This window comes from Collinsella sp. TM10-22 (assembly GCF_003466125.1).
Taxonomy (GTDB): domain Bacteria; phylum Actinomycetota; class Coriobacteriia; order Coriobacteriales; family Coriobacteriaceae; genus Collinsella.
The window spans coordinates 297,118-318,614 of record NZ_QSOC01000003.1; the positions used below are offsets into that span (position 1 = coordinate 297,118).

The window sequence follows — 21,497 nt, forward strand, 5'->3', positions numbered from 1 at the left end:
TGCTAGTGTAGCACGCTCGGGCAGATGGCGAGGAAACGGGGATGAGGTGGCCCGATCGGTTCGGGTCGTTTCGGCTCGTTCGGAAAGTGGGGGACCGGTTTTCAACCAAATAATGGGATGCGCTTTCCAAAGGGGGCAGCTTGCGGAAGCTGCATCCCAGAATAATGGCCTGGAACGGGACGGACTTTCCGAACCGGCGCTTAAAAGGAAACCGCATCCCATTTTGGAGCGGGGACTGCGGACAAAAGCTGGACCGTGATCTGGCTCGGATTGGAGTTCGCCTGAATCGTTGATGCTGGCTGGTGTGGGAACAGAGATAAACGAGCGGCTCGAGCGATATAATGACACGCTATGGAGGCCATATGCTTTTTTCCCGCCGTTCTGCTACATCTGCCTGCGCCATTGCGCTTGTCGTAATGGCGGTCACCCCTTATCACCGGTTTTCATCTTCAATCGGCCTGGCGTCAGGTGCAATGACCTGGCTCGTTATCCTGGGCGCATGCCTCGCGGCGTTTGTTCATGGTGCTGCGCTATGCAAGGGGGGAATGAGACGGCCGAGGCATCTCGGTGCTATCGGTGTTTTCCTTGGTGTTATTGCAACGGTTCCCGAGTGGGTTGACTTGGCCTTCTATGCTCGCGGAGATTCTATTCCATTCGTGTTTGCACCGATCTGGCTGTTGCATGGCGTTTCGTGCGTCTCGTGCTTTGCTGGGGCGTTGCTCCTCTCATATGTTATTTGGGACACGGCGGGCTCTCCTTTGACGCAGGGGGCGACGCCGACCGACGAAAGAGAGAATCGTCGCCTGCAGAACGCGATTTTTACAGAAACAATAGCCGTCCTGTCTTGCCTGCTGTTTTGCTGTCGAGTTTCATGGAGAATTGTCCCCGAGCCATGGGGGATACCCTCTGTTTTGGCCGCATCAATTGGCCTTGCGCTTTTAATTCCGTTGGTCTATCTCGCATTGGCTGTGGCCCCGCTGTTTCGCTGCTCCCGCGCCTTTGGTCGGGGGCAGAGCGACGTGTTTGCCCGTTCTGTGCTCGTGGCAGTCCCTATTGGCCTTGTTCCGGCTGTTGAGGCGGCATACTTCGCAAGCGATGCCGCGATCATTGCATTGCTTGCGATGGGGTCTGCTATCGCCGCTGCCTTCGTATGCATGTTACTAAGGAGAAAACGGGACAACAATTCGGATATCGCCCACGCGTCTGACCCATTCGATGCGGAGGCGTTTTCCCCTGCCCTGTCGCCTAGAGAAGAGCAGTTTGTTCGACTGCTGCTCAAAGGGAAAACGCCGGCGGAAATTGCCAAGGAGACGGATACGAAGCCATCGACGGTGCGAACAACGCTTCACCGAGCATACGGGAAGGCGTCAGTTGCGGGCTCACGCGAGCTCGTGGCGTTGTTTGCGGGTGAGGGTGATACTGTAGGGCCTGAGCTGCCGCAGCGGCATGCTGACGATATGTTGGCATCAGCTCGAACGCGCCGGCTGTTTCGATACCTGCTCACATTATTTTTTATCCTCCTTGCGGCTGGACCGTTGGTAATGGCGGATAGCGATTGGGGATCCGGTGTTTCGTGGGCTGTCGCTTTTTCTCTCTCAAGCTATGCATTGGGTCTCGGACTGCTTCTGTCGCTACGCTACGCGGGTGGAAAACCGAATCGTGAAGCTGCGCTGGATAGAGCAGGTGAGGCGATTGAGCTCGGAGGTCCGTGCATGTGGGCGATACTGTCTGCTGCGGAATGGTCTTTTATCTATATCTCGGCATGGAGGTGCATACGCGTTCCGTTGATGGCTGTGCCGGTCCTGTTTTGCGGCGTGGCGTCTACAGCTTCGCTCGCTGTTGGGCTGCGTCCGTTTAAGGTGCATGCCCGTGCTCGGGCTATCGTGCCATTGGTGTCAATAGGTGTCGCTGCTTCAATCTATGCGGCCAGTAGGGGGCGAATTCATGGGTTCGTGGTGCTGGCGGGGATGCTGCTCACATATGTAGTGCTGCGAAGCTGTCCGCAGCGCAAAATGCTTGGGGTATGGATGCTTTGCTTTGGGGCGACGGCTCCTGTCTGGGTCGTCTTGCTCAACATGGCGCAGGATCTGATGGTTTTCGAGCCGCTGTTCCTTGCGTCGCTGTTGGGGTATAGTTCGGCTGTCAATGTCGTCGTGGCAACGGTGGTCGTCTGCTGGTCTGTGCCCATGTTCGTCACGCACATCGCGCTCGCCCACTCGGTTGAGAACGAGAGGGCCGTCTTGGAGTACCGTGCGAATGGGTTCACCGAAACGGCTCGCGTGCGCCAGCTGGCTTTGCTTACATCGCGCTCCCTTTCTGATGTTCAGTCGCAAATTTTGCTGATGACGGCAGAGGGCGCAACGACAAAGACCATTGCGGAGGACGTAGGTTATGCTGCATCTACGGTGCAAGCGTTGCGATCCGCATCTTATCGCCAGTTGAAGATCAAGAACAAAGCGGAGCTTATTTCATTGTTATCGCAGGTGGATAACGTGTAAACGCCTGGATTATCAACTCAATAGCGAGTGTTTACAGACATCTTTCTCCATTCATGCAAAGGTTGCCGTGCGTCGACGCATTGTTAACCGCTTTTGATTGGAGAAGGCCATGATTAAGTTAAAGAACGCCATTGGCCGCATCGGAGTGAGCCTTGCGATTATTGCGGGGCTTTCCCTGGGGGCTCCTATCGTATCGTTTGCTCAGGAGGAGTTTGACACTTCTCAGGTTTCAAGCGTTACGCAGAATGCCGACAGCGGAATAGCGACTTGTGTTAACAACGCGGATACGGGATTTAGTTTCCAATGTTCCGGGACAAGCGCGACGGGCTATCGCCGGAAAGACAATTCTTCCTCGCTCTATATCAACATCTTGGGGTATTCGGGCAAGCCACTTCGTTTGTATGTGGATGGAGCTTACAACACAAACGGTAGCGGTGGCGCAAATTGCACCGAGGGCGTATATCGTTCCAACCATTATGGAAAGTGGGAGATGTACAACCAGGTTCGCGAGAGCGGGCGTTCAGCGGCTCGTCTGACGGCTTGGGCTGAGTCTGGCTATGGCACCGTTAATGGAGTCTGGAGTCCTGATTGCGTTGGGCGCTTCTCGAAGTTGCCGGCGTAGTTTGAATGGATACCCGCCCGGGCCAGCGGGCCTGGGCGGGAAGGAGGATTCATGATTAACAATAAGGGAGTCCTGCGGCACGAGCTGCACAAGACGTTCCGCTGCCCGCTGTTTGCTGCCTCCCTCGTCATGGGCGTTTTGATCGCGTTGGCGGCTGCTGTTGAGTCGTGGTGTTACCTGAATCAAGAGCGGAATAATCTACTCTCTTTCGGTTATGGGCTTGGCCTGCAAGCGCAGCACTATCTTGGACAAACGCGCGAGAGTAGTTTCGGCAACTGGATAGTCGTGAGCGCAAATGCGCCACTATCGGCGACTATTTTTTTCTACATCTTGCCGCTGCTCGCTCTCTTGGCGGGATCCTGGTCATGTCTGGCTGAGCGGTTGAACGGTTACGACGCCCAACTATGTACGCGCGTGTCGAGGAGGCTTTATATCAACGTGAAGCTCATCTCGTCATTCCTCTCGGCATTTGTTGTAACTGCCGTACCGCTCGCCGTTAATTTTCTCATCGTATCGATGTTGTTTCCCGCGTATATGCCCCGGGTCGATGAAACGACATACGTTGGCCTTTACTTGCACAGCTATTTTTCTCTTCTTTTTTATACTCAGCCCTTGCTCTACGTATTGGTTTATACGCTGTTCGATGCAGTGACGCTGGGGGTTTTATCCATGGCCGTGACCGGTCTGTCGGTTGTGTTTCGCAGCAGAGTCAAGGCTGTGATCGTTCCGTATCTACTCATGGTTGCGTGGCACTTTGTTAATGACTGGATTTTTAGCGTCTTGCAGTGTATTGGATTCAACTGCAACATTCTCAACAGCATTAGATCGGAATCGCTCAATAACTGGCCCGACATTCGAGCGGGGATTGTAGAGATCGTAGCCCTGCTTATTGTTTCGCTGTTTTTTGCGAAGGTGTTGGAGAGGCGCGAGGTGATTTGATGTTGTTTCGATTGCTCGCGGCGGATTTGAGAACCGTATTGAAGAGGAATGCTGTTGCTTTTATTGCAATGGCGGTCATGTCGATTGCGAACTTGGTCTATGCGTATGGACTGTCCGTGATATATGGTACTAAAACGGAAATATTGGGGTTTGCAGATAATTTCGCGCTGGTTTTTGCCGGGTCGACTCCGTTTGAGTTTAGGCCGGGGGCCATGTTCGTTCCTCCACTTGGCTGGCTGTTTCTCACCCTGCTCATTCTCTATACAACCCTCGATTATTCAGTCGAATCATTGCGGGGGTTCGGCTTGCAGACGCTTGTCCGGTGCCGTACGAGGTGGCTGTGGTGGGTGTCGCGGTTTGTTTTGGTTACGGTGGTAACGACAATCTCACTGCTCGTGGTGGTCTGCTCTGTTGTGCTTTGGAGTTTGGCAACGGGCGCCTCTTTTAGCACGGTTATACATAGCGAGTCGCTTCAACTTGTAAGCTTAGGCAAGGATTTTCTTACATCGAGCGAAGCGGATGGACTGCCGTTTTTCGCGGGTCTATTTCTTGCTTTTGAATCGCTTGCCTTTATGCAGCTTGCAGTTGGATTTGCATTTGGGCCATCGGTCGCGTTTGTGACGCTCGTGAGTTATTTGATTTGCTCGGCATATACAAGTCATTGCGCGTTGTTGGGAAACGCATTGATGCTTCTGCGCTGGGACGGAATGGTGAAAGGGGGCGTCTCGGTGGCTTCGAGTGCGCTGGTCTCACTTGCGATCATGGCGGCTTGTTTATTGATGGGCGGATTTTGGTTTTGGCGAGCCGATTTTATAGAAAGGAAGGGCACGGTATGGCTGTAAACGTTAAAAACGTATCGAAGCGAATCGGTAAAATTGACGTTTTGCGCAATGTGTCTATCGAGATAAATCCGGGCACCGTTGTCGGGCTTCAGGGCATTAACGGCTCGGGCAAAACCATGCTCATGCGAGCGGTTTGTGGACTAATTAAGCCAACTAAAGGCGAGATTATTATCGATGGACAAAGGCTTGGAATGGATATTTCGTTTCCGCCAAGTCTGGGAATGCTGATCGAAGCGCCTTCTTTTATGGGCTACCTATCCGGCTATGACAACTTGGAGCTCATCGCCAAGATCAAAGGTGTTGCTGCCGATGAGGATATCCGTTCTGCTCTGCGACTTGTGGGGCTTGATGCTGACGAGAAGAAGAAGTTCCGGACTTACTCGCTCGGCATGAAACAACGTCTGGGGATAGCTGCGGCAATTATGGAAAAGCCGAAGCTGCTTGTTCTCGATGAGCCAACGAATGCCCTCGATGAAGCGGGCGTTGAAATGCTCAAGCGCGTCGTCTCGCTGGCAGCTTCAGCGGGCCGTGAGGTTCTTTTGTCTAGCCATGACGGGGAAGTGCTCGCGGAACTTGCCGATAGGGTTTATTGCATGCGCGATGGCGCCATCGCCGAAGTGCGGGAAAGGCTGTGAGTGAGATGGAATCGGCTCTTTTGACGAGGAGATCCGCGCTCGCGCTCTGCGGTTGCGCTGTAATTGGTGCGGTTGGTGCAAGGATAAGCGCTGTTAACGCCAATAGAACGGTGATTCCTGAGAAGTATTATCCTGCGGGGAAATGGCTTTCGATGGACGGTGCATACTTTGGTTCGAAGGACAGCCCAACTTCGGGATATTCATTCTGCGTGGATGATGCGGCGTTGATGACGCCACGGGAATATCTTAGACGGTCTCATGACGACTATTCAAAATACGGAGACGTGAATGTTGAGACGAGCCTGAAGGACGCTAATTGTAAGTGCGTCATTGCGGTTAAAATGCGCGTGCGGAACAGGGATAACGAAGACGGTGGAATCAAAACGTACCTTTGGCATCTTGTGCCAGAGTCTTCTCCAAATTACGACTTTGTGGTCAATACGGATTTAATTTGTCAGGCGATGCCGGTTTTAGGCGGGTCTCCAGCATTTGCCGTGCAGGTGGGGGCAGAGAACGAGTTGCTTGTCCCGTTTATGATGCAAAATACCAACGACTACTTTGAAGATTACGAAACCGTCCGTTTTGAGAAGGCGTTTCCTGGGACTTATACGATGAAGATGACCGATCTGCCGGAGCGAAGGCTCTTTAGGTTTGATGTGAAATAGCTCGAGAGCTCGGCGAGATGGGTCCATCGGCGGTGCTCGCGCTCGGTTCCGCGCGCTTTGTCCCGGAATGACGCGGGACGGGCGCCTTCGGTGTCGGCCGACCCTACCGCTTCTTCTTGCTCTTCTTCTGCTTGCGCTGCTTGCCCTTGTTGTCCTGAGGCTTGTCGGCCTTGTCGCCCTGCTTGGCCTCGGCTGCGGCCCTCTCGGTCTTCATTTTCTTCTTTTTGGTCTCGATGCGGAGCTTTTTGTTGATGCGCGCCTTCAGGAAGGGGCCAAACTGCTCGGCATCGCCGCGAACAAAGGTGTCCTTAGGGATCGTCACGCCCTGGTCGGCGAACATGGCCACAAAGATGCGCTCGCCGTCGAGCACGTGGTCGAGCTTCTCAAACGGGAAGAACTGCGATTTGCCGCTCTTGCCCCAGACCATCAGGCCGGTCTCGTTGGCGGCGACGCGGCGATAGCGGCCGCCCATGGACTCGTCGGCCTCGACGGCATCGATAAAGTCGCGGGCGAGCGTGTGGTGCAGGTTTTTGCTCCACCAGGCCAAAAAGGCGCCGAACACGATCAGCACGATGCCGAACTTGATCCAGTTGCCGCCGGCCACCAGCATGCCAATACCCAGCAGCGCGGCGATCACAGCGGCGACATACAGGGAGCCGCGGCGCCTGGGCGAGGCGACCAGACGGGCGAAGTCGGTGACGAGGTCGTTTTCGTACTGGTACTCGTTGAGGTACAGGATGCCGTCATCGGCTGCTGCCTGCTTCTCGAGCGCGACCTCGATCTGGTCGGCTGCTTCGGAGGGAACGAGGTTACTCTCTGCGTCTGCCATGCTCTTTGGACTCCTATCGCGGCGGGCTCGCCGTACGGGTTATTATGAATGCAGTATGCCGTGCGACCGCATGGCCGTCGCGGCAACAAGACTCAGTATACCCGGGGGAGCACCCATGGAATCGTTGTACCGAAAGTATCGCCCGCTCACCTTCGACTCCGTGGTGGGCCAGCAGCATATCGTCTCGACGCTCGAGCACGCCATCACCGAGGGGCGCCTGTCCCACGCCTACCTGTTCTGCGGACCGCGCGGCACGGGCAAGACCACTATGGCGCGCATTCTGGCCAAGGCGCTGCTGTGCCACAATGCCGAGGCAGCGCGCGCCGAGGGTGCAAGCGGCTGCATGCCCGACGGCACCTGTGAGGAGTGCGAGCTCATTGCCGAGGGCAACCATCCGGACGTCTACGAGCTCGATGCCGCAAGCCGTACCGGCGTGGACAACGTGCGCGAGGAGATCATCAACTCCGTCAACTTTGCCCCGGTGCGCGGCAAGTACAAGATCTATATCATCGACGAGGTCCACATGCTCACGACGGCGGCGTTTAACGCGCTGCTCAAGACGCTCGAGGAGCCGCCGGCACACGTGATCTTTGTGCTGTGCACTACCGACCCGCAAAAGATTCTGGAGACCATCCTCTCGCGCTGCCAGCGTTTCGATTTCCATCGCATCGGCAACGAGGATATTGAGCATCGCCTGGCATACGTGTGCGAGCGGGAGGGCTTCGATTACGACGATGAGGCGCTGGCTATCGTGGCGCGCCACGCCAAGGGCGGCATGCGCGACGCGCTCTCCACGCTGGAACAGCTGAGCGTCTTCGGCAACGGCACCGTGCATGCGGACGATGCCCGCTCGCTTTTGGGCGAAGTTTCGGACCAGATTCTGGGCGAGTTTGCGCGCGCCATTGCCGATCGTGATGTCGCCGATCTGTATGGGCTTATTCGCGCGCAGGTCGAGGAAGGCAACGATCTGCTGGAGCTGACGCGCGACCTGGTGGCGCACGTGCGCGACGTGTACGTGGCATGCGTTGCCGGCGCCCGTGCCGAGCTGTTTGAGGGCGGCTCCGAGCAGGCCGAGACGCTTGCTGCTGAGGCTGCTGCCTTTGGCGGGCATCCGGCCGACCGCCTGGCCCGCGTGCTGACGGTGCTCGACGATGCTGCGCTGGAGATGAGGGGCGCGAGCGACGTACGCCTGGTGCTCGAGATCGCCTGCACGCGTCTGGCACGTCCCGAGGCTGATTTAACGATTGAGGCATTGGCCGAGCGCGTGGCACGTTTGGAGGCCATGGTTGCCAATGCGGCGGTACCGGCGAGCGTGGCTGCTGCTCAGGCCGCCGCGCCTGCAGCATCCGTACCCGCTGCTGCCCAGCAGCCGACGCTCATTTCGGGCGCCCGTGCTGCCGCTCCGGCGGCATCCGCTGCCCCCGCTGGTACGTCCGCGCGCCAGGGCGGTATGCCTTGGGACCGTGGTGCTGCCGCTCCGGCGGCTCAGCCTGCGCCCGTGTCAGCTTCCAAGCCTGCAGCGCCTGCACCTCAGTCTGCGCCGGCTCCGATGCCTCAGCCCGTTGCGGCCCCCGCGCCTGCCACCGCTCCGGCACCTAAGCCCCAGTCCAACAATGCCGCCCAGGTTGCCGCCGCCGGTACTGCCGAGACGCCCGCGGTCGAGGATGCCGGAGAGCTGCAGCGCAAATGGGCCGAGGTTGTCGAGCGTGTCAAGGCGCGTCAGGCTTCCTACGCAGGGCTTTTGCTCAACGCTCGCGCCACGGCCGACGACGGCTCCAAGCTCACGGTCTCGTTCCCCGCGGGTTCGACTTTTGCCATCAAGATGCTCGGTCGCGCCGATACGCAGTCGGTGGTCCTGCCGACGGTCTGCGCGGTCTTCGGTCGTCGTACCGTCGACTATGTCCTGGATGGGGGTGGCACGCCGGCTCCTCAACATGAGGAGCATTCTCCATCTGCACGGGCTGCGGCATCTGCGGACCCGCAACCCGTGTCCTCGGCGGCCCCTGCATCCTCGAGCGCCAGCGCAACGCAGCCAAAAGCAGCACCGGTAGCGGCACCGACCCCGTCGGCGCCTAAACCCGTCACGGCCAAACCGGCTGCTCCGACACCCGCGCCCAAGCCCGCCTCGCCCGCGCCCAAGTCATCCGACCTGGGCAAGGCCCCCTGGTTGCGCTCGGACAATCCCGCCGGCGCTCCTGCCACGGGCAAGCTCCCGACCGAGCCTGCGCCCCGCGCTCCCGAGCGCGCGTCCGCTCCCAAGGCTCAGCCGTCCGTGCCGTCTGCACCGTGGGAATCCGAGCAGGTACCCTACGACGACGCCATGGTTGGCGGTTTTGCCGCCGACACGGGCGGGGACGATCTGCCCCCGTTCGACGTGCCGGGTGCGGCGTCCGCGCCCAAGTCCGCTGCAGCTGCCCCCAAAGAGGAGGACGCTTCTGCAGCTCCCTGGGAGTCCAACCCCGGCGCCGGCAGCCCCTTCGGCCATCAGGGTGCAGCCCCGAGCATCCCGCAGACCGAGGACGAGGCCAAAGCCCTCATCCGCAGCGTCTTCGGCCAGTCCACCATCTTCAAGCCGGTGGAGTAGCTGCGCAGGCGGGTATACTGCTCAAGAAGAGAGCCCCTTGCCCGGGCGCATCTGTATTTCGGACATGTGTAGTGTGGTGCCGCTTATATCGCATTCGAGCAGACAGGTACGCGACGGTCGTCCTAGGGTGCTGAGGTCGACACGATACGTCGCACGACTGTCTGTGTACTCGACTTGCATGTCGTTGGCAACTGCTCCGATTGTCAAAAAAGAGCCTGGCTCGGCATCAACAATCTTGGAATCTTTTATCTTGACCTTGAGCTCTTGGTAAAGGGACGGGCTGTTGTAGTAAACGGTCCGGGTCCCGTCGGTGCACTCATCGGTCGCTTCCCATTTGACGACGGGCTGGTCCGAGCTGGCTATCAGCAGTTCTGCTCCAAAGGCTATAGCATGGGTGATGACAACCAGTAATGCCCAGCCGACAAAGAGATAGAGAACCACATATGCAACGGGGTGTTTTGAGCGGATGTTTTGGAGCGCGTCGGGGGCATTCATGGGGGCACCTCCAAATTGCTGTCTGTGACAATCAAATTATACCCTGCCATCATGAGCGCCGCCTCGAGCAGCGGTTCGGCATTTAGCCATTTAGTGGTACGCAGAAAATGTCGGATTCCGGCTCTACAAGATTTAGCTTTCAATATTATGCAGATGCGAATTATTCAACTTCGCATAATCTTTGGGTGCGGCTTGCACTCCAGGACATGTATATCGACTGAGGTAGCGTGTCCGCCCCGCTTGCTTGCCCCGCGCCGTGGTACGATTTTTGAGTTTGAAAGTCCCGTCGCGCTCCGGCTGCCCTTGCAGCTTGTCGCGCGGCCGCACGTAAAGGAGCCATCATGGCCGGTATGAACATGCAACAAATGATGAAGCAGGCTCGCAAGATGCAGGAGCAGCTTGCCGCCGCGCAGGAAAACCTTAAGTCCCAGACCGTCGACGCCTCTGCCGGCGGCGGCATGGTCAAGGTGATCGTTAACGGCGAGATGGAACTCGTCAGCCTCACCATCGATCCCGATGCGCTCGATCCCGAGGACGTCGATATGCTGCAGGACATGATCATGGCTGCCGTCAACGAGGCCGTTCGCGGCGTCAACGAGCTCGCCAACAAGCAGATGGGCGCCATCACTGGCGGCCTCAACATCCCGGGCATGCCGTTCTAAGACGCGCATATATATGAGTGCCAACCATAGCCTGCAAAAATTGCTCGATGAGCTGGGCCGCCTGCCGGGCATTGGCCCCAAGTCGGCTCAGCGCATCGCCTATTACCTGCTCGAGGCCGATGCCGAGGAGGCGCGTCGCCTGGCCGAGGCCATCCTGGAGGTTAAGCAGGAGGTTCACTTTTGCAGCCGCTGCTTTAACTACGCCACGGCCGACGAGTGCTCCATCTGCCAGGATTCGATGCGCGATACCACTCGCATTTGCGTGGTGGGCGAGCCGCGCGATGTCCAGGCGATAGAGCGCACGGGCAGCTACCATGGTCTCTACCACGTATTGGGCGGCGTGATTAGTCCCATGGACAAGATCGGCCCCGAGCAGCTGCACATTCGTGAGCTGCTGGCACGCTTGGGCCACGAGGACATCCACGAGGTCATCATCGCCACCAACCCCAATATTGAGGGCGAGACCACGGCGAGCTACCTGGCCCGCACTATCAAGCCGCTGGGCGTCGAGGTGTCGCGTCTGGCAAGCGGCCTTCCCGTGGGCGGCGACCTGGAGTATGCCGACGAGCTTACGCTTGGGCGCGCCATTGAGGCCCGTCGCACGATTTAGGTGGCGAGCCTGCTCCTGCCGTATGTTATCCTCGCGACGCACGGGGTAGCCATAATTTCCCCGTGCGACTGTAAGTTTGTTGTGCAACAAAGATGCTTTGTATCCGCTTATCGCATGGATGCTTTCATTCGCATCCTTAATTTGCCCATTCGTTTCGCAACCTTTTGGGTTCGCTGATACACTCAAATATGGATTCGAATGAATGCGCCGCTCCCGAGCGGCGTGTTTTTGTTGGAGGAGAACGCATGCGGCCCGGTGGCACTCAGACAAAGCGCGGCGCCGCGGTGCGCATGCGACGCCGACTGGGCTTGGCGCCGCGGGCGTACGCACTGCTGTCTTGCTCGCTGGTGCTGGTCATAGCTGGCGTTTCTGTCTATGGCATGACCGTGCCGTCCATGATGCAGGCGCATGCCGCACGCGAACCGCGCGTGGGGCATGAGGTCAAAAGTGACCTGGGCACCACGACTGGATATGCTTGGGCAAGTGTGGTCGCGCATATTGTGTTTGGCACCGACGACGCGAACGGCGCCGAGGCCCCAGACAACGAAGTCACGCTTGCCAATGGCAAAACCATCGTGCTCACCAACACCAAGATCATCGATCGGTTGTCCAACAATAGCGTGGCGGCAACGGTGAGTAAGGTCGAGCAGCAGAAGGAGCAGGACGCCCAGCAGTCCGGAAAGCCCGGTAGCTCGGATACTTCTGGCTCCGGCTCGGATTCGTCGAGTTCGGGCGGCGGCTCAGGATCGGGTTCCTCTGCCGGAGGGTCTGGAAACGGCGGCTCGACGGGCGGCAACACTGACAACGATGCAAACTCCGGTGGCCTTTCCGCTGCTGAGGAAGAGAGCATTCACAGTTGGCTTGTGACCAAGTACAACATGCTCGACGGCTATGTTTCTCGTGCCAATGACGTGGTTTCGACCTATAACTCTACGGGAGATCCCAGGCCGTGCGACAGTCTGGTCGGGGAGATGTTTGTCATTCGAGCCGAGTTCGGTCGTCAGACATTCTCGCCCCGGTCAAAGTGGTATCAGCAGTATGCCAATCTGTGGGGCTGTTACACCAACCTATGTCAATGGGTCGGCCATTACGGCGATGATGACGTCGCGCTCGGTAACTTCAACAATAACGTGGCGGCGCTTGCCCTATGATGACCGATCTTGCATCCACCACACCACAATCGCTCGGTCGCGATTCCATGGTCGGCCTGCGCCTGGCGCGTGTCGACGGGTTTGAGCCGGCCATTGCGCTCGGTCAGGACGAACTGCCTGCCTATCTGCGTCGTTTTACGATGCTGTTTGCCGACGATGCCACCATACGCCGTGGCGGTATCGGCCGCGTGACGCGTGCCGTCAACGCCCAAGGCGAGGCCGTGGCGCTCAAGCAGCTCATCTTGCCGACGCGCGATGAGTTTGACGACGATGCAACTCACGAGGCGCTGGTCGCCAAGTTCAAGGCGGCGTTTCGCGAGGAATACGAATGCCATCGCGCCCTTTCGGGCCTTAAGGGCTTTCCCCGCCTCTATGGCTGGGGCGAGGTCGACGGTGTGCCTGCAATTGTCATGGAATGGGTCGAGGGCGAGACGCTCGCCCGCTTGCGTTCGCGGCTCGCCGTGGACGATGCCGGACGCCTGTCGCCGCTTGTGGCGGCGCGTTTGGGTCGTGACCTGTTCGATCTGCTCTGCCGTATGAGCCTGGTGGGTGAGGGCTTTGTCCATCGCGATATCTCGCCCGCTAATATTATGGTGCGTACGGCGCGTCTACCGCTTGACCGGCAGCTTGCCGAGGGCACCTTTGACCTGTGCCTGATCGACTTTGGCTCGTCGCTGGCGCTTGAGCCTGCGTCGGCCGTGGCTGGTACCGGCGGCAAGGCATCCTTTACCGAGCGCTATGCCACGCTGCGTCGCGCGACGGTTGCCTATGCCCCGCCCGAGATGCTCACCGACGATATTCCCGACCTGCGCGCTTTGCGTATGTCGCCGGCGATTGACGTCTATGCCGCGGCAAGCACGGTTTACGAACTCATTGCCGGCGTCGCGCCATACGAAGCCGTGCCGAGCACTTCGGGCGCCTCGGGTTCGCGCAAAAAGACGCGCGACATCGCCAGCCCCTACCGTCTCAAGATGGACACGCAGCCCGACTATCCCATTGGTGCCCATGCGCCCGGTTGCGATTTGACTCAGTTGCTTCGTCGTGAGCCCGATGTGGCGCTCGCCGCGGCCGAGCAGGCCCAGCAGCTGGGGCTTGAGCCGGATTCCGAGGAGCTACGCGATGCGTTGGTGTTTGTCGATGCCCAGCTGTTCGACGTGGTGATGGCCTGTCTGTCCAGCTCTCAAAAAGATCGTCCCGAGCCGGCGGCGGTCGAGGCGGCGCTCTCGGCGTTTTGTGACCACTATGCGCAAAATGTCGGTCGTTCGCTCCGTGGCGAGCCGCTCACGCCGTGCCCCATGGATGCGTCCGGCCGCGCGGTTCGTCGCGCGCTGATGGTCGGCGCGGCGGTCGTCTGCGGAGTGGTTTGGACTGTGGTCGTGGTTTCGGCGGCGCTGCTGGCATCGGGCGCTCGCGTGACGGCGACTTTGGGATCGCTCGTGTGGTCTGGGTCGCTACCGGGTATTATTGCCGCACTGGCGTTGGCGCTGCCAGGCATAGCCGGCGTTGCCGCGGGGGCACTTGCGCGCGATCGGCGCTCGGGGTTCCTGCAGGGTGTGCTTGCGCTTTCTGCCTGCGAGGTTCCGGTATTGGCTGTGGCTGCATGTAGCGTTTTTTCTCAACGCGACGTGATGGGCGGCCTTGTTGCCGCTCTGATTGCAACCTATACACTTACGTGGTTTTTGCTTGCGATGGGCTTTGCCTTTGAACTTCCCGTTTCGGCACCGCGACGCACAAAAGCCCAGATGACGACTCCGCTTGCTGGTGGCGCCGCAGCTGCCCGCACTTTTGGCGGACCTGTCGAAGTATCGTCCGATTCTATTTCTACGACCAAGGAGGACTAGGTCATGGCATCTCAAGTTGAGCTCACCCCATGCGGCGCCATGTTTGATATCTTTAAGCGCGCGGCGCATCTGAGCCATATCGAGCTGTGTGGCTTGGTGCTTTCGTCCCGTCCGCTCGCCGATGGCCGCAGCCCGCAGAGCCGAGCCGCCGATCGCTCTTGGGTTTCCCGCTTTATCGTTCGGGCGCCGGTCGGCACGCTTCAGCAGCGCTACTTTGCCGAATACGGTACCTCGGCTGCGCGTATTATGTCGCAACTGGCCCTGCGCCAGCGCAATCCCATGGACTCCACGGCTGTAATCAATATGGTCTGCGGTCCTGCAGGTGAACCGATGGTACGCGCGCTCGAAGAGTGCCACCAGGACACGAATCTCTATCGCAACGCGCTCGATCGCCTGTCCCAGGCGGCGGAACTCATGCCCGCCGAGCGCGCCGAGGCCGTGCTGGTGCTGTTTGTCGCCGTCGGTTGTTCGGCGGATGTGCGGTCCTCGGTGAACTATGCCATCGACTACGCGCACGCGACCTGTGGCGGAGGCACATCCACGCCGCGTTCGCTTGGCATGTCGATGACCGCGGGCGAACGCGAACCCGCCCCGGCGCACCCTTTGGGCTTGCTGCGCATACAAAACAGTTTTGTCGTGAGCGCCCCGCGCTGGATTCAGCCGAGTGAGCAGGGTGTTGAGATTGGCGCGCTGGCCACTGGTGAGGGCGATATTACCGACGTCGGCGACGATGTCTCGGCCCGCCATGCCCATATCTGGTGCGATGCTCAAAATATCTGGCACGTCGAGGACTTGTCGTCCACCAACGGAACCGTGGTGGTAAACGGGGCCACGCGTGTCTGCATTCAGGTCGAGCCCGGTCGTTCCGCCCAACTCAATCCCGGCGACGAGCTCAAGCTCGGCGAATCCACTACCTACGCCATCCTCTTCGGTGCCCTCTAGCCGGCAGATAGGGACGCTCCTTTTCTGCCGGCACTTGGGGACACTCCTTGGCGCGCCAGAGCCAGTCGCCCGGGGATGGAGGGGCCATTTTGGCCCTTGGCGGTCACCCAAGGTAAACCTTTACCGCCCACCTATTACCGCCCACCTATATTTGACGAAATATAGGTGGGCGGCGGGGTACAATAAACCCGCATGCGGATTTCCGTTGCGGGCGCTTCCCATCGCCGGGGCGTGCCCGGGAGCATCCGGCATGCGGCCTTTGCGGCGCTCGGTCATGTGCAAGACGGGCGGTCGAGTCTGTGGGGTGCATCAGCTGCCCCTCGCCTCGGCATGCCTTCTCTCCACGCCATGTACCTGCTGCTCAGTCTGCCTGCCAGATGATGGAAGCAACAGCGAAAATCCCATCACGCCAACATCCCGGCGATCGCCGGGGCCTGTATACCTATATGAGAGGAGAGGGGTATATGGCGCGTAAGTTTAAGTCTATGGACGGCAACGAGGCGGCCGCATATGTTTCGTATGCGTACACCGAGGTAGCGGGAATCTATCCCATTACGCCGTCCAGCCCGATGGCCGACCATGTCGACCAGTGGGCGGCCCAGGGTCGCAAGAACATCTTCGGCACCCCGGTCAAGGTCGTCGAGATGGAGTCCGAGGCAGGTGCAGCCGGTACCGTTCACGGTTCGCTGGGTGCCGGTGCTCTGACCACCACCTACACGGCTTCTCAGGGTCTGCTCCTGATGATCCCGAACATGTACAAGATCGCGGGCGAGCAGCTCCCGGGCGTCTTCCACGTCTCCGCGCGTTGCGTCGCTTCCCACGCCCTGAACATTTTTGGCGATCACTCCGACGTCATGGCCTGTCGTCAGACCGGTTTCGCCATGCTCGCCGAGGGCAACGTCCAGGAGGTCATGGACCTCTCGCCGGTGGCTCACCTTGCCGCCATCGAGGGTAAGACCCCGTTCCTTAACTTCTTTGACGGCTTCCGCACCAGCCACGAGATCCAGAAGGTCGCCATGTGGGACTACAAGGATCTGGCCGAGATGTGCGACATGGACGCCGTCCAGGCTTTCCGCGACCACGCGCTCAACCCTGAGCACCCGCACACCCGCGGCAGCCACGAGAACGGCGATATCTTCTTCCAGAACCGCGAGGCCTGCAACAAGGTCTACGACGAGCTCCCTGCCGTCGTCGAGGGCTACATGAAGAAGATCAACGAGAAGCTCGGCACCGATTACGGCCTGTTCAACTACTACGGCGCTCCCGATGCTGACCGCGTCGTCGTCTGCATGGGCTCCTTCTGCGACGTGCTCGAGGAAGTCATCGACTACCTCAACGCTCACGGCGAGAAGGTTGGCCTGGTCAAGGTTCGCCTGTTCCGTCCGTTCTCTATCAAGCACTTCGTCGACGTTCTCCCCGAGACCGTCCAGAAGATCGCCGTCATGGACCGCACCAAGGAGCCGGGTTCCATCGGCGAGCCGCTCTACCAGGACGTCGTCTCCGCTCTCTACGAGGCTGGCAAGACGGGCATCAAGGTCGTCGGCGGCCGTTACGGCCTGGGCAGCAAGGACACGCCTCCCGCGTCCGCATTTGCTGTCTTTGAGGAGCTCAAGAAGGACGAGCCCAAGCGCGAGTTCACCATCGGCATTGTCGACGACGTGACCAACCTGAGCCTGCCTGAGGCCGAGGATGCGCCCAACACCGCAGCCCCTGGCACCATCGAGTGCAAGTTCTGGGGTCTGGGTGGCGACGGTACCGTCGGCGCCAACAAGAACTCGATCAAGATCATCGGCGACCACACCGACAAGTACGTCCAGGCCTACTTCCAGTACGACTCCAAGAAGACCGGCGGCGTCACCGTCTCGCACCTGCGCTTTGGTGATTCCCCGATCCGTTCGCCGTACTACGTGACCAAGGCCGACTTTGTCGCCTGCCATAACCCCAGCTACATCGTCAAGGGCTTCAAGATGGTCCGCGACGTCAAGCCGGGTGGAACCTTCCTGGTCAACTGCCAGTGGAGCGACGAGGAGTTCGCCGAGCACATGCCCGCCGTGGCCAAGCGCTACATCGCGAACAACAACGTCAACGTCTACCTGATCGACGCTATCGACCTGGCGGCCAAGGTCGGTATGGGCAAGCGCACCAACACGGTGCTCCAGTCCGCCTTCTTCGCGCTGGCCAAGGTCCTGCCCGCCGAGGACGCCCTGCAGTACATGAAGGACGCGGCTACCAAGTCCTACATGAAGAAGGGCCAGGCCATCGTCGACGCCAACCATAAGGCCATCGATGCTGGCGCTACCGCCTTCCGTAAGTTCGAGGTTCCGGCCGACTGGGCTACCGCCGAGGATGCCGCTCCCGTCGAGCTCTCCGAGGAGACCAAGTCCGCCATCGCTCAGCAGGTCAAGAACCTGCTCGAGCCCATCGATCGCATGGATGGCGACAGCCTGCCCGTTTCCGCCTTTGTCGATTGCGCCGACGGCCAGTTTGAGCTGGGCGCCTCCGCATACGAGAAGCGCGGCGTCGCCGTGGTCGTTCCCCACTGGGACGAGACCAAGTGCATCCAGTGCAACCAGTGCGCCTATGTGTGCCCGCATGCCACCATCCGTCCGTTCGCGATGACCGAGGACGAGGCTGCCGCCGCGCCCGAGGCTACCCGCACGCTCGACGCTATGGGCCCCAAGGCCAAGGGCATGAAGTTCACCATGGCCGTGTCCCCGCTCGACTGCATGGGCTGCACCAACTGCGTCAAGGTCTGCCCCAAGGGCGCCCTCGAGATGGTTCCCACCGAGCAGGAGATGGACCAGCAGCCCGTTTGGGACTACATGGTCGAGAACGTCTCCGAGAAGAAGGAGCTCATCGCGGCCAACGTCAAGGGCAGCCAGTTTAAGCAGCCTTACCTGGAGTTCTCCGGCTCCTGCGCCGGCTGCGCCGAGACCGCCTATGCACGTCTGGTGACCCAGGTCGCCGGCGACCGCATGTTCATCTCCAACGCCACCGGCTGCTCCTCCATTTGGGGCAACCCCGCTGCCACCGCTCCTTACTGCAAGGACAAGGACGGTCACGGCCCGGCGTGGAACAACTCCCTGTTCGAGGACAATGCCGAGCACGGTCTGGGCATGGCTGTCGGTTACGAGGCCGTCCAGAACAAGCTGATCGCCGCCACCCAGGACATCATCGCTGCCGATGGTCCGTCCGACGAGCTCAAGGCCGCCGGCCAGGCTTGGATCGACTCCGTCAACGACGCCGAGGCTTCCAAGACCGCTGCCGCTGCCTACGTTGCCGAGCTCGAGAAGTGCGGCTGCGACGCTTCCAAGGCGATCCTCGCCGACAAGGCTTACCTCACCAAGAAGTCCTTCTGGATCTTCGGCGGCGACGGCTGGGCCTACGACATCGGCTTCGGTGGCCTGGACCACGTCCTGGCTTCCGGCCACAATGTCAACGTCTTCGTCTTCGATACCGAGGTCTACTCCAACACCGGTGGTCAGGCCTCCAAGGCCTCGAACCTGGGCCAGGTCGCTCAGTTCGCCGCTGCCGGTAAGGTGACCAAGAAGAAGTCTCTGGCCGAGATTGCCATGAGCTACGGCTACGTCTACGTGGCACAGGTTGCCATGGGCGCCAACCCGGCTCAGACCCTCAAGGCCATCCATGAGGCCGAGGCCTACGACGGCCCGTCCCTCATCATCGGCTACAGCCCCTGCGAGATGCACTCCATCAAGAAGGGCGGCATGCAGAACTGCCAGGCCGAGATGAAGAAGGCTGTCGAGTGCGGTTACTGGAACCTCTTCCGCTTCAACCCCGAGGCTGCTGCCGGCAAGAAGTTCTCGCTCGATTCCAAGGAGCCCGCGGGCGGTTATCAGGAGTTCCTGATGAACGAGGCCCGTTACGCTTCGCTGACGCGTTCCTTCCCCGAGCGCGCCGAGGAGCTCTTCAAGGAGAACGAGCAGGCCGCCATGGATCGCTACCAGCACCTGCTGAAGCTCAAGACGGTGTACAACGAGGCCTAGGTCTCTCACCGCAGGATCTGAGGGCTGACCTTCGCGGACGTCCTCGGACATGAAAGAACCCCCGCTGCGCACTTCGTGCGGCGGGGGTTCTTTCGTCCTGCGGAATGTCCGCGAAGGTCAGCCCTCAGATCCTGCTACGACTACGTCCTCGGATTGTGGGGCTGAACGGGGGGCGTGGTTGGCAGGGCCTTTTGTCCCGGTTGCTGTTTCGCGGCATTGCCGCGAAACCTCGCGCTTCTCTGGGTATAGAGGGGGAGCTGATAACAAGCAACGCCTTATTGGAGTTGTTTTGCCAGTTCAAAAGCCCATCAATGATCTTACTGGGTGGCATTAAAACTCCTAAATGACAAAAATTGGTAGATAGGATTGCCCCTATAAGTACAAAAATTGGCAGTTAGAAATGACCCAAATCATACAGAAATTGGCAGATAGCGACGATTCGCTTAGGTCTCAAAGCCATCGAACCGGCGCGGTACCATGCAAAAAGGCTGGGGACGCTGTTGCTTGCGTCTCCAGCCTCTTGATTACTACTTTGGGCCCCGTGATGGGGTGTGGTTGGTGCTGCTAGTCCGGTTTACCTTGTCTCGCCGGTTTCGGTGCGCAGACGGTAGCCGTGGACCAGGTCGCTGATGGCCGGCCAGGGAATCTGGCGATCGACCCAAAATTGCAGCTGGACCAGATAGCGCTCGGTGGCGCGGGTGAGGGCGGCAAACTGCTCATGGGTCTCGACCTGGGCGTAGAGGTCGCGGCTGCGGGCGAGGATGGCGGTCGTGTCGTCCATCTTGCCGGTGACGTCGAAGGCTCCCGAGAACCAGTCGCACAGGCGCGCGGCGCTGTTGTTGAGGGTGGCCAAGTCAGCGGTGTTGCCGTTGACGTTCTCGGCTGCCTGGGCGCGCAGGAGCGAAAGGGCGTCGGCAGCGTTCATGCAGTAGCCGACGGTAAAGTTCCATACTGCGAACTCGCGGCCAGTGTCGAGCTTGCGGCGACGCATATAGTCGATATCGCGCGGCTCCTCAAGCATCATTTGGTCGGCAAGGGCTTCTAGCGAAGTGGTGTACTCTGCAAGGTCGAGTACAAGCAGGGTGTCGATATTCATCATCTTTAGGCCTCCGCTTCGATCTCGACGATTTCGTTTTTGATGTACATGCCCTGATTGTCCCAAATGTTGCGACAAGCGGTGGCAAAGCGCTCGCGGTCGGCCTCGCAGATGCGGGCAAACATGTTGCAGGTGCCAAAAGGCTCGCAAACATCAAAGAAGATACAGACCGAAGACCAGCCGCCGTACCAGCTCACCGCACCCGCCGGCTCGTTAAAGACGGGATTCTCGATGTGCTCGTAGTTGGCGATGGGGCCCGATACGGGATAGGTCACCTCGGTATCGCAAATCTTTGCCGAGAAGATGCGCGACTCGACCGGACAGGACGCTTCGAACAATCTGCATGCTTCGGGCGCTTTGTCCCAGAGCATGTCGGCGAGAAACGTCTCACCATTCAGCGTAATCTTGAGCATTTTTGTCATAGTAAGGACCTCCTCAATCCGTCGCTCAAGGGGCTCGCTGGCGGATAAAGGAGAAGACAGCCACGGGGTCGCCGAACCCAAACTTCACGACAGATGCCTGCCGCCCCAGCCCGTGCTGTACTTGGCTAAAGTATCACGCCTTGGGAGCCGAAGCAATATCCCTGTTTAGATTTTTTTGGACGCTTGGGCACAGCGCAACTTGTTCACAGTCGCTTACCGCAGGGTGAAGCACGATCGACTATCCTTTTTGTTGGATGAAAAGCCCCATGTTTTTGTAAGGGTGCATACTCGTCCAATAAGTGCATAGAATCTCGTATAGTGCGAGTAAGATTTTGCGCTATCTGTTTTGTGTTTAGCAAAGATATAGTTTGCATAATCTGGTCTAATCCCTGCTCTATTAAAATGAAGTTGCACGTAAATGGCGTAAACATATCTGAGCTGGGCTTCTTTACGCTGAGCGGGTAAAAACGACCGTTCGCCGCTCCACTATTTTCAAAATGAATAAAATGAGCGATAAAGAGAATATAAACCTTAATAAACTCGCGTATCGCACGGACACGGGTTATTAATGGGTTGTAGGCCTTTTACAGAAAGGATTCCAGCAATGTCTAAGCCTCTTGGTAAGCCCGACCGCATCGTCGTCGCCCTCGGCGGCAACGC

General features: G+C 59.1%; 17 protein-coding genes. 13 read left to right on the forward strand and 4 right to left on the reverse strand.

Annotated elements, in window-relative coordinates; all coding sequences use genetic code 11:
- Positions 1-362 precede the first annotated feature (362 nt).
- The 6 genes from DXD94_RS04695 (at position 363) to DXD94_RS04720 (ending at position 6,201) form a co-directional block, all read left to right on the forward strand.
- Complete coding sequence (locus tag DXD94_RS04695; protein ID WP_158564791.1) at positions 363-2,498, forward strand: LuxR C-terminal-related transcriptional regulator; 2,136 nt, start codon at positions 363-365, stop codon at positions 2,496-2,498.
- 109 nt (positions 2,499-2,607) lie between these two features.
- Complete coding sequence (locus DXD94_RS04700; RefSeq protein ID WP_117742892.1) at positions 2,608-3,120, forward strand: hypothetical protein; 513 nt, start codon at positions 2,608-2,610, stop codon at positions 3,118-3,120.
- A gap of 51 nt (positions 3,121-3,171) precedes the next feature.
- Positions 3,172-4,059: an ABC transporter permease subunit gene (locus DXD94_RS04705; RefSeq protein ID WP_117742891.1), complete on the forward strand. Its 888-nt coding sequence runs from the start codon at positions 3,172-3,174 to the stop codon at positions 4,057-4,059.
- Complete coding sequence (locus DXD94_RS04710; RefSeq protein ID WP_117742890.1) at positions 4,059-4,901, forward strand: hypothetical protein; 843 nt, start codon at positions 4,059-4,061, stop codon at positions 4,899-4,901. The genes DXD94_RS04705 and DXD94_RS04710 overlap by 1 nt, the downstream gene beginning before the upstream one ends.
- Positions 4,892-5,536 (forward strand): ABC transporter ATP-binding protein, encoded by a 645-nt coding sequence (locus DXD94_RS04715; protein WP_117742889.1) that lies wholly within the window; start codon positions 4,892-4,894, stop codon positions 5,534-5,536. Before DXD94_RS04710 ends, DXD94_RS04715 begins: the two co-directional genes overlap by 10 nt.
- A gap of 5 nt (positions 5,537-5,541) precedes the next feature.
- A complete protein-coding gene (locus tag DXD94_RS04720; RefSeq protein WP_117763377.1) occupies positions 5,542-6,201 on the forward strand; it encodes a DUF5028 domain-containing protein in 660 nt (219 codons plus the stop codon).
- A 103-nt stretch (positions 6,202-6,304) separates the two neighbouring features.
- Here the strand turns inward: DXD94_RS04720 and DXD94_RS09650 are convergent, their stop codons facing one another.
- On the reverse strand, positions 6,305-7,030 hold the full coding sequence (locus tag DXD94_RS09650; protein WP_158564792.1) for a hypothetical protein: 726 nt from the start codon (positions 7,028-7,030) through the stop codon (positions 6,305-6,307).
- 115 nt (positions 7,031-7,145) lie between these two features.
- Here DXD94_RS09650 and dnaX point away from each other — a divergent pair, with 115 nt between their 5' ends.
- Positions 7,146-9,614, forward strand: coding sequence for a DNA polymerase III subunit gamma/tau (gene dnaX, locus DXD94_RS04730; RefSeq protein WP_158557568.1), 2,469 nt, complete (start codon positions 7,146-7,148; stop codon positions 9,612-9,614).
- Between the two features lie 21 nt (positions 9,615-9,635).
- On the opposite strand, the gene DXD94_RS04735 is transcribed toward dnaX, so the two are convergent.
- Positions 9,636-10,109, reverse strand: coding sequence for a hypothetical protein (locus tag DXD94_RS04735; protein WP_117763380.1), 474 nt, complete (start codon positions 10,107-10,109; stop codon positions 9,636-9,638).
- 341 nt (positions 10,110-10,450) lie between these two features.
- Here DXD94_RS04735 and DXD94_RS04740 point away from each other — a divergent pair, with 341 nt between their 5' ends.
- From DXD94_RS04740 to nifJ, 6 genes are all read left to right on the forward strand, one after another.
- The gene (locus DXD94_RS04740) at positions 10,451-10,771 is read left to right on the forward strand and encodes a YbaB/EbfC family nucleoid-associated protein (RefSeq protein WP_117763381.1); all 321 of its coding nucleotides are present in this window, start codon (positions 10,451-10,453) and stop codon (positions 10,769-10,771) included.
- A 13-nt stretch (positions 10,772-10,784) separates the two neighbouring features.
- The gene (gene recR, locus DXD94_RS04745) at positions 10,785-11,381 is read left to right on the forward strand and encodes a recombination mediator RecR (RefSeq protein WP_089573257.1); all 597 of its coding nucleotides are present in this window, start codon (positions 10,785-10,787) and stop codon (positions 11,379-11,381) included.
- A gap of 245 nt (positions 11,382-11,626) precedes the next feature.
- Positions 11,627-12,532: a hypothetical protein gene (locus tag DXD94_RS04750; protein ID WP_117743975.1), complete on the forward strand. Its 906-nt coding sequence runs from the start codon at positions 11,627-11,629 to the stop codon at positions 12,530-12,532.
- Entirely contained in the window at positions 12,529-14,373 is a 1,845-nt protein-coding gene (locus DXD94_RS04755; RefSeq protein WP_117763382.1) for a hypothetical protein, read from the forward strand. The genes DXD94_RS04750 and DXD94_RS04755 overlap by 4 nt, the downstream gene beginning before the upstream one ends.
- Positions 14,374-14,376: 3 nt before the next feature.
- On the forward strand, positions 14,377-15,315 hold the full coding sequence (locus DXD94_RS04760) for an FHA domain-containing protein (RefSeq protein ID WP_117648550.1): 939 nt from the start codon (positions 14,377-14,379) through the stop codon (positions 15,313-15,315).
- Between the two features lie 464 nt (positions 15,316-15,779).
- Positions 15,780-19,319, forward strand: a complete 3,540-nt coding sequence (gene nifJ / locus DXD94_RS04765) for a pyruvate:ferredoxin (flavodoxin) oxidoreductase (protein WP_117743978.1) — start codon at positions 15,780-15,782, stop codon at positions 19,317-19,319.
- 574 nt (positions 19,320-19,893) lie between these two features.
- Here nifJ and DXD94_RS04770 read toward each other — a convergent pair.
- Both DXD94_RS04770 and DXD94_RS04775 read right to left on the reverse strand, forming a co-directional pair.
- On the reverse strand, positions 19,894-20,418 hold the full coding sequence (locus tag DXD94_RS04770) for a hypothetical protein (protein ID WP_117763383.1): 525 nt from the start codon (positions 20,416-20,418) through the stop codon (positions 19,894-19,896).
- A 2-nt stretch (positions 20,419-20,420) separates the two neighbouring features.
- A complete protein-coding gene (locus DXD94_RS04775) occupies positions 20,421-20,837 on the reverse strand; it encodes a DUF3830 family protein (protein ID WP_117763384.1) in 417 nt (138 codons plus the stop codon).
- Positions 20,838-21,497: the final 660 nt, after the last annotated feature.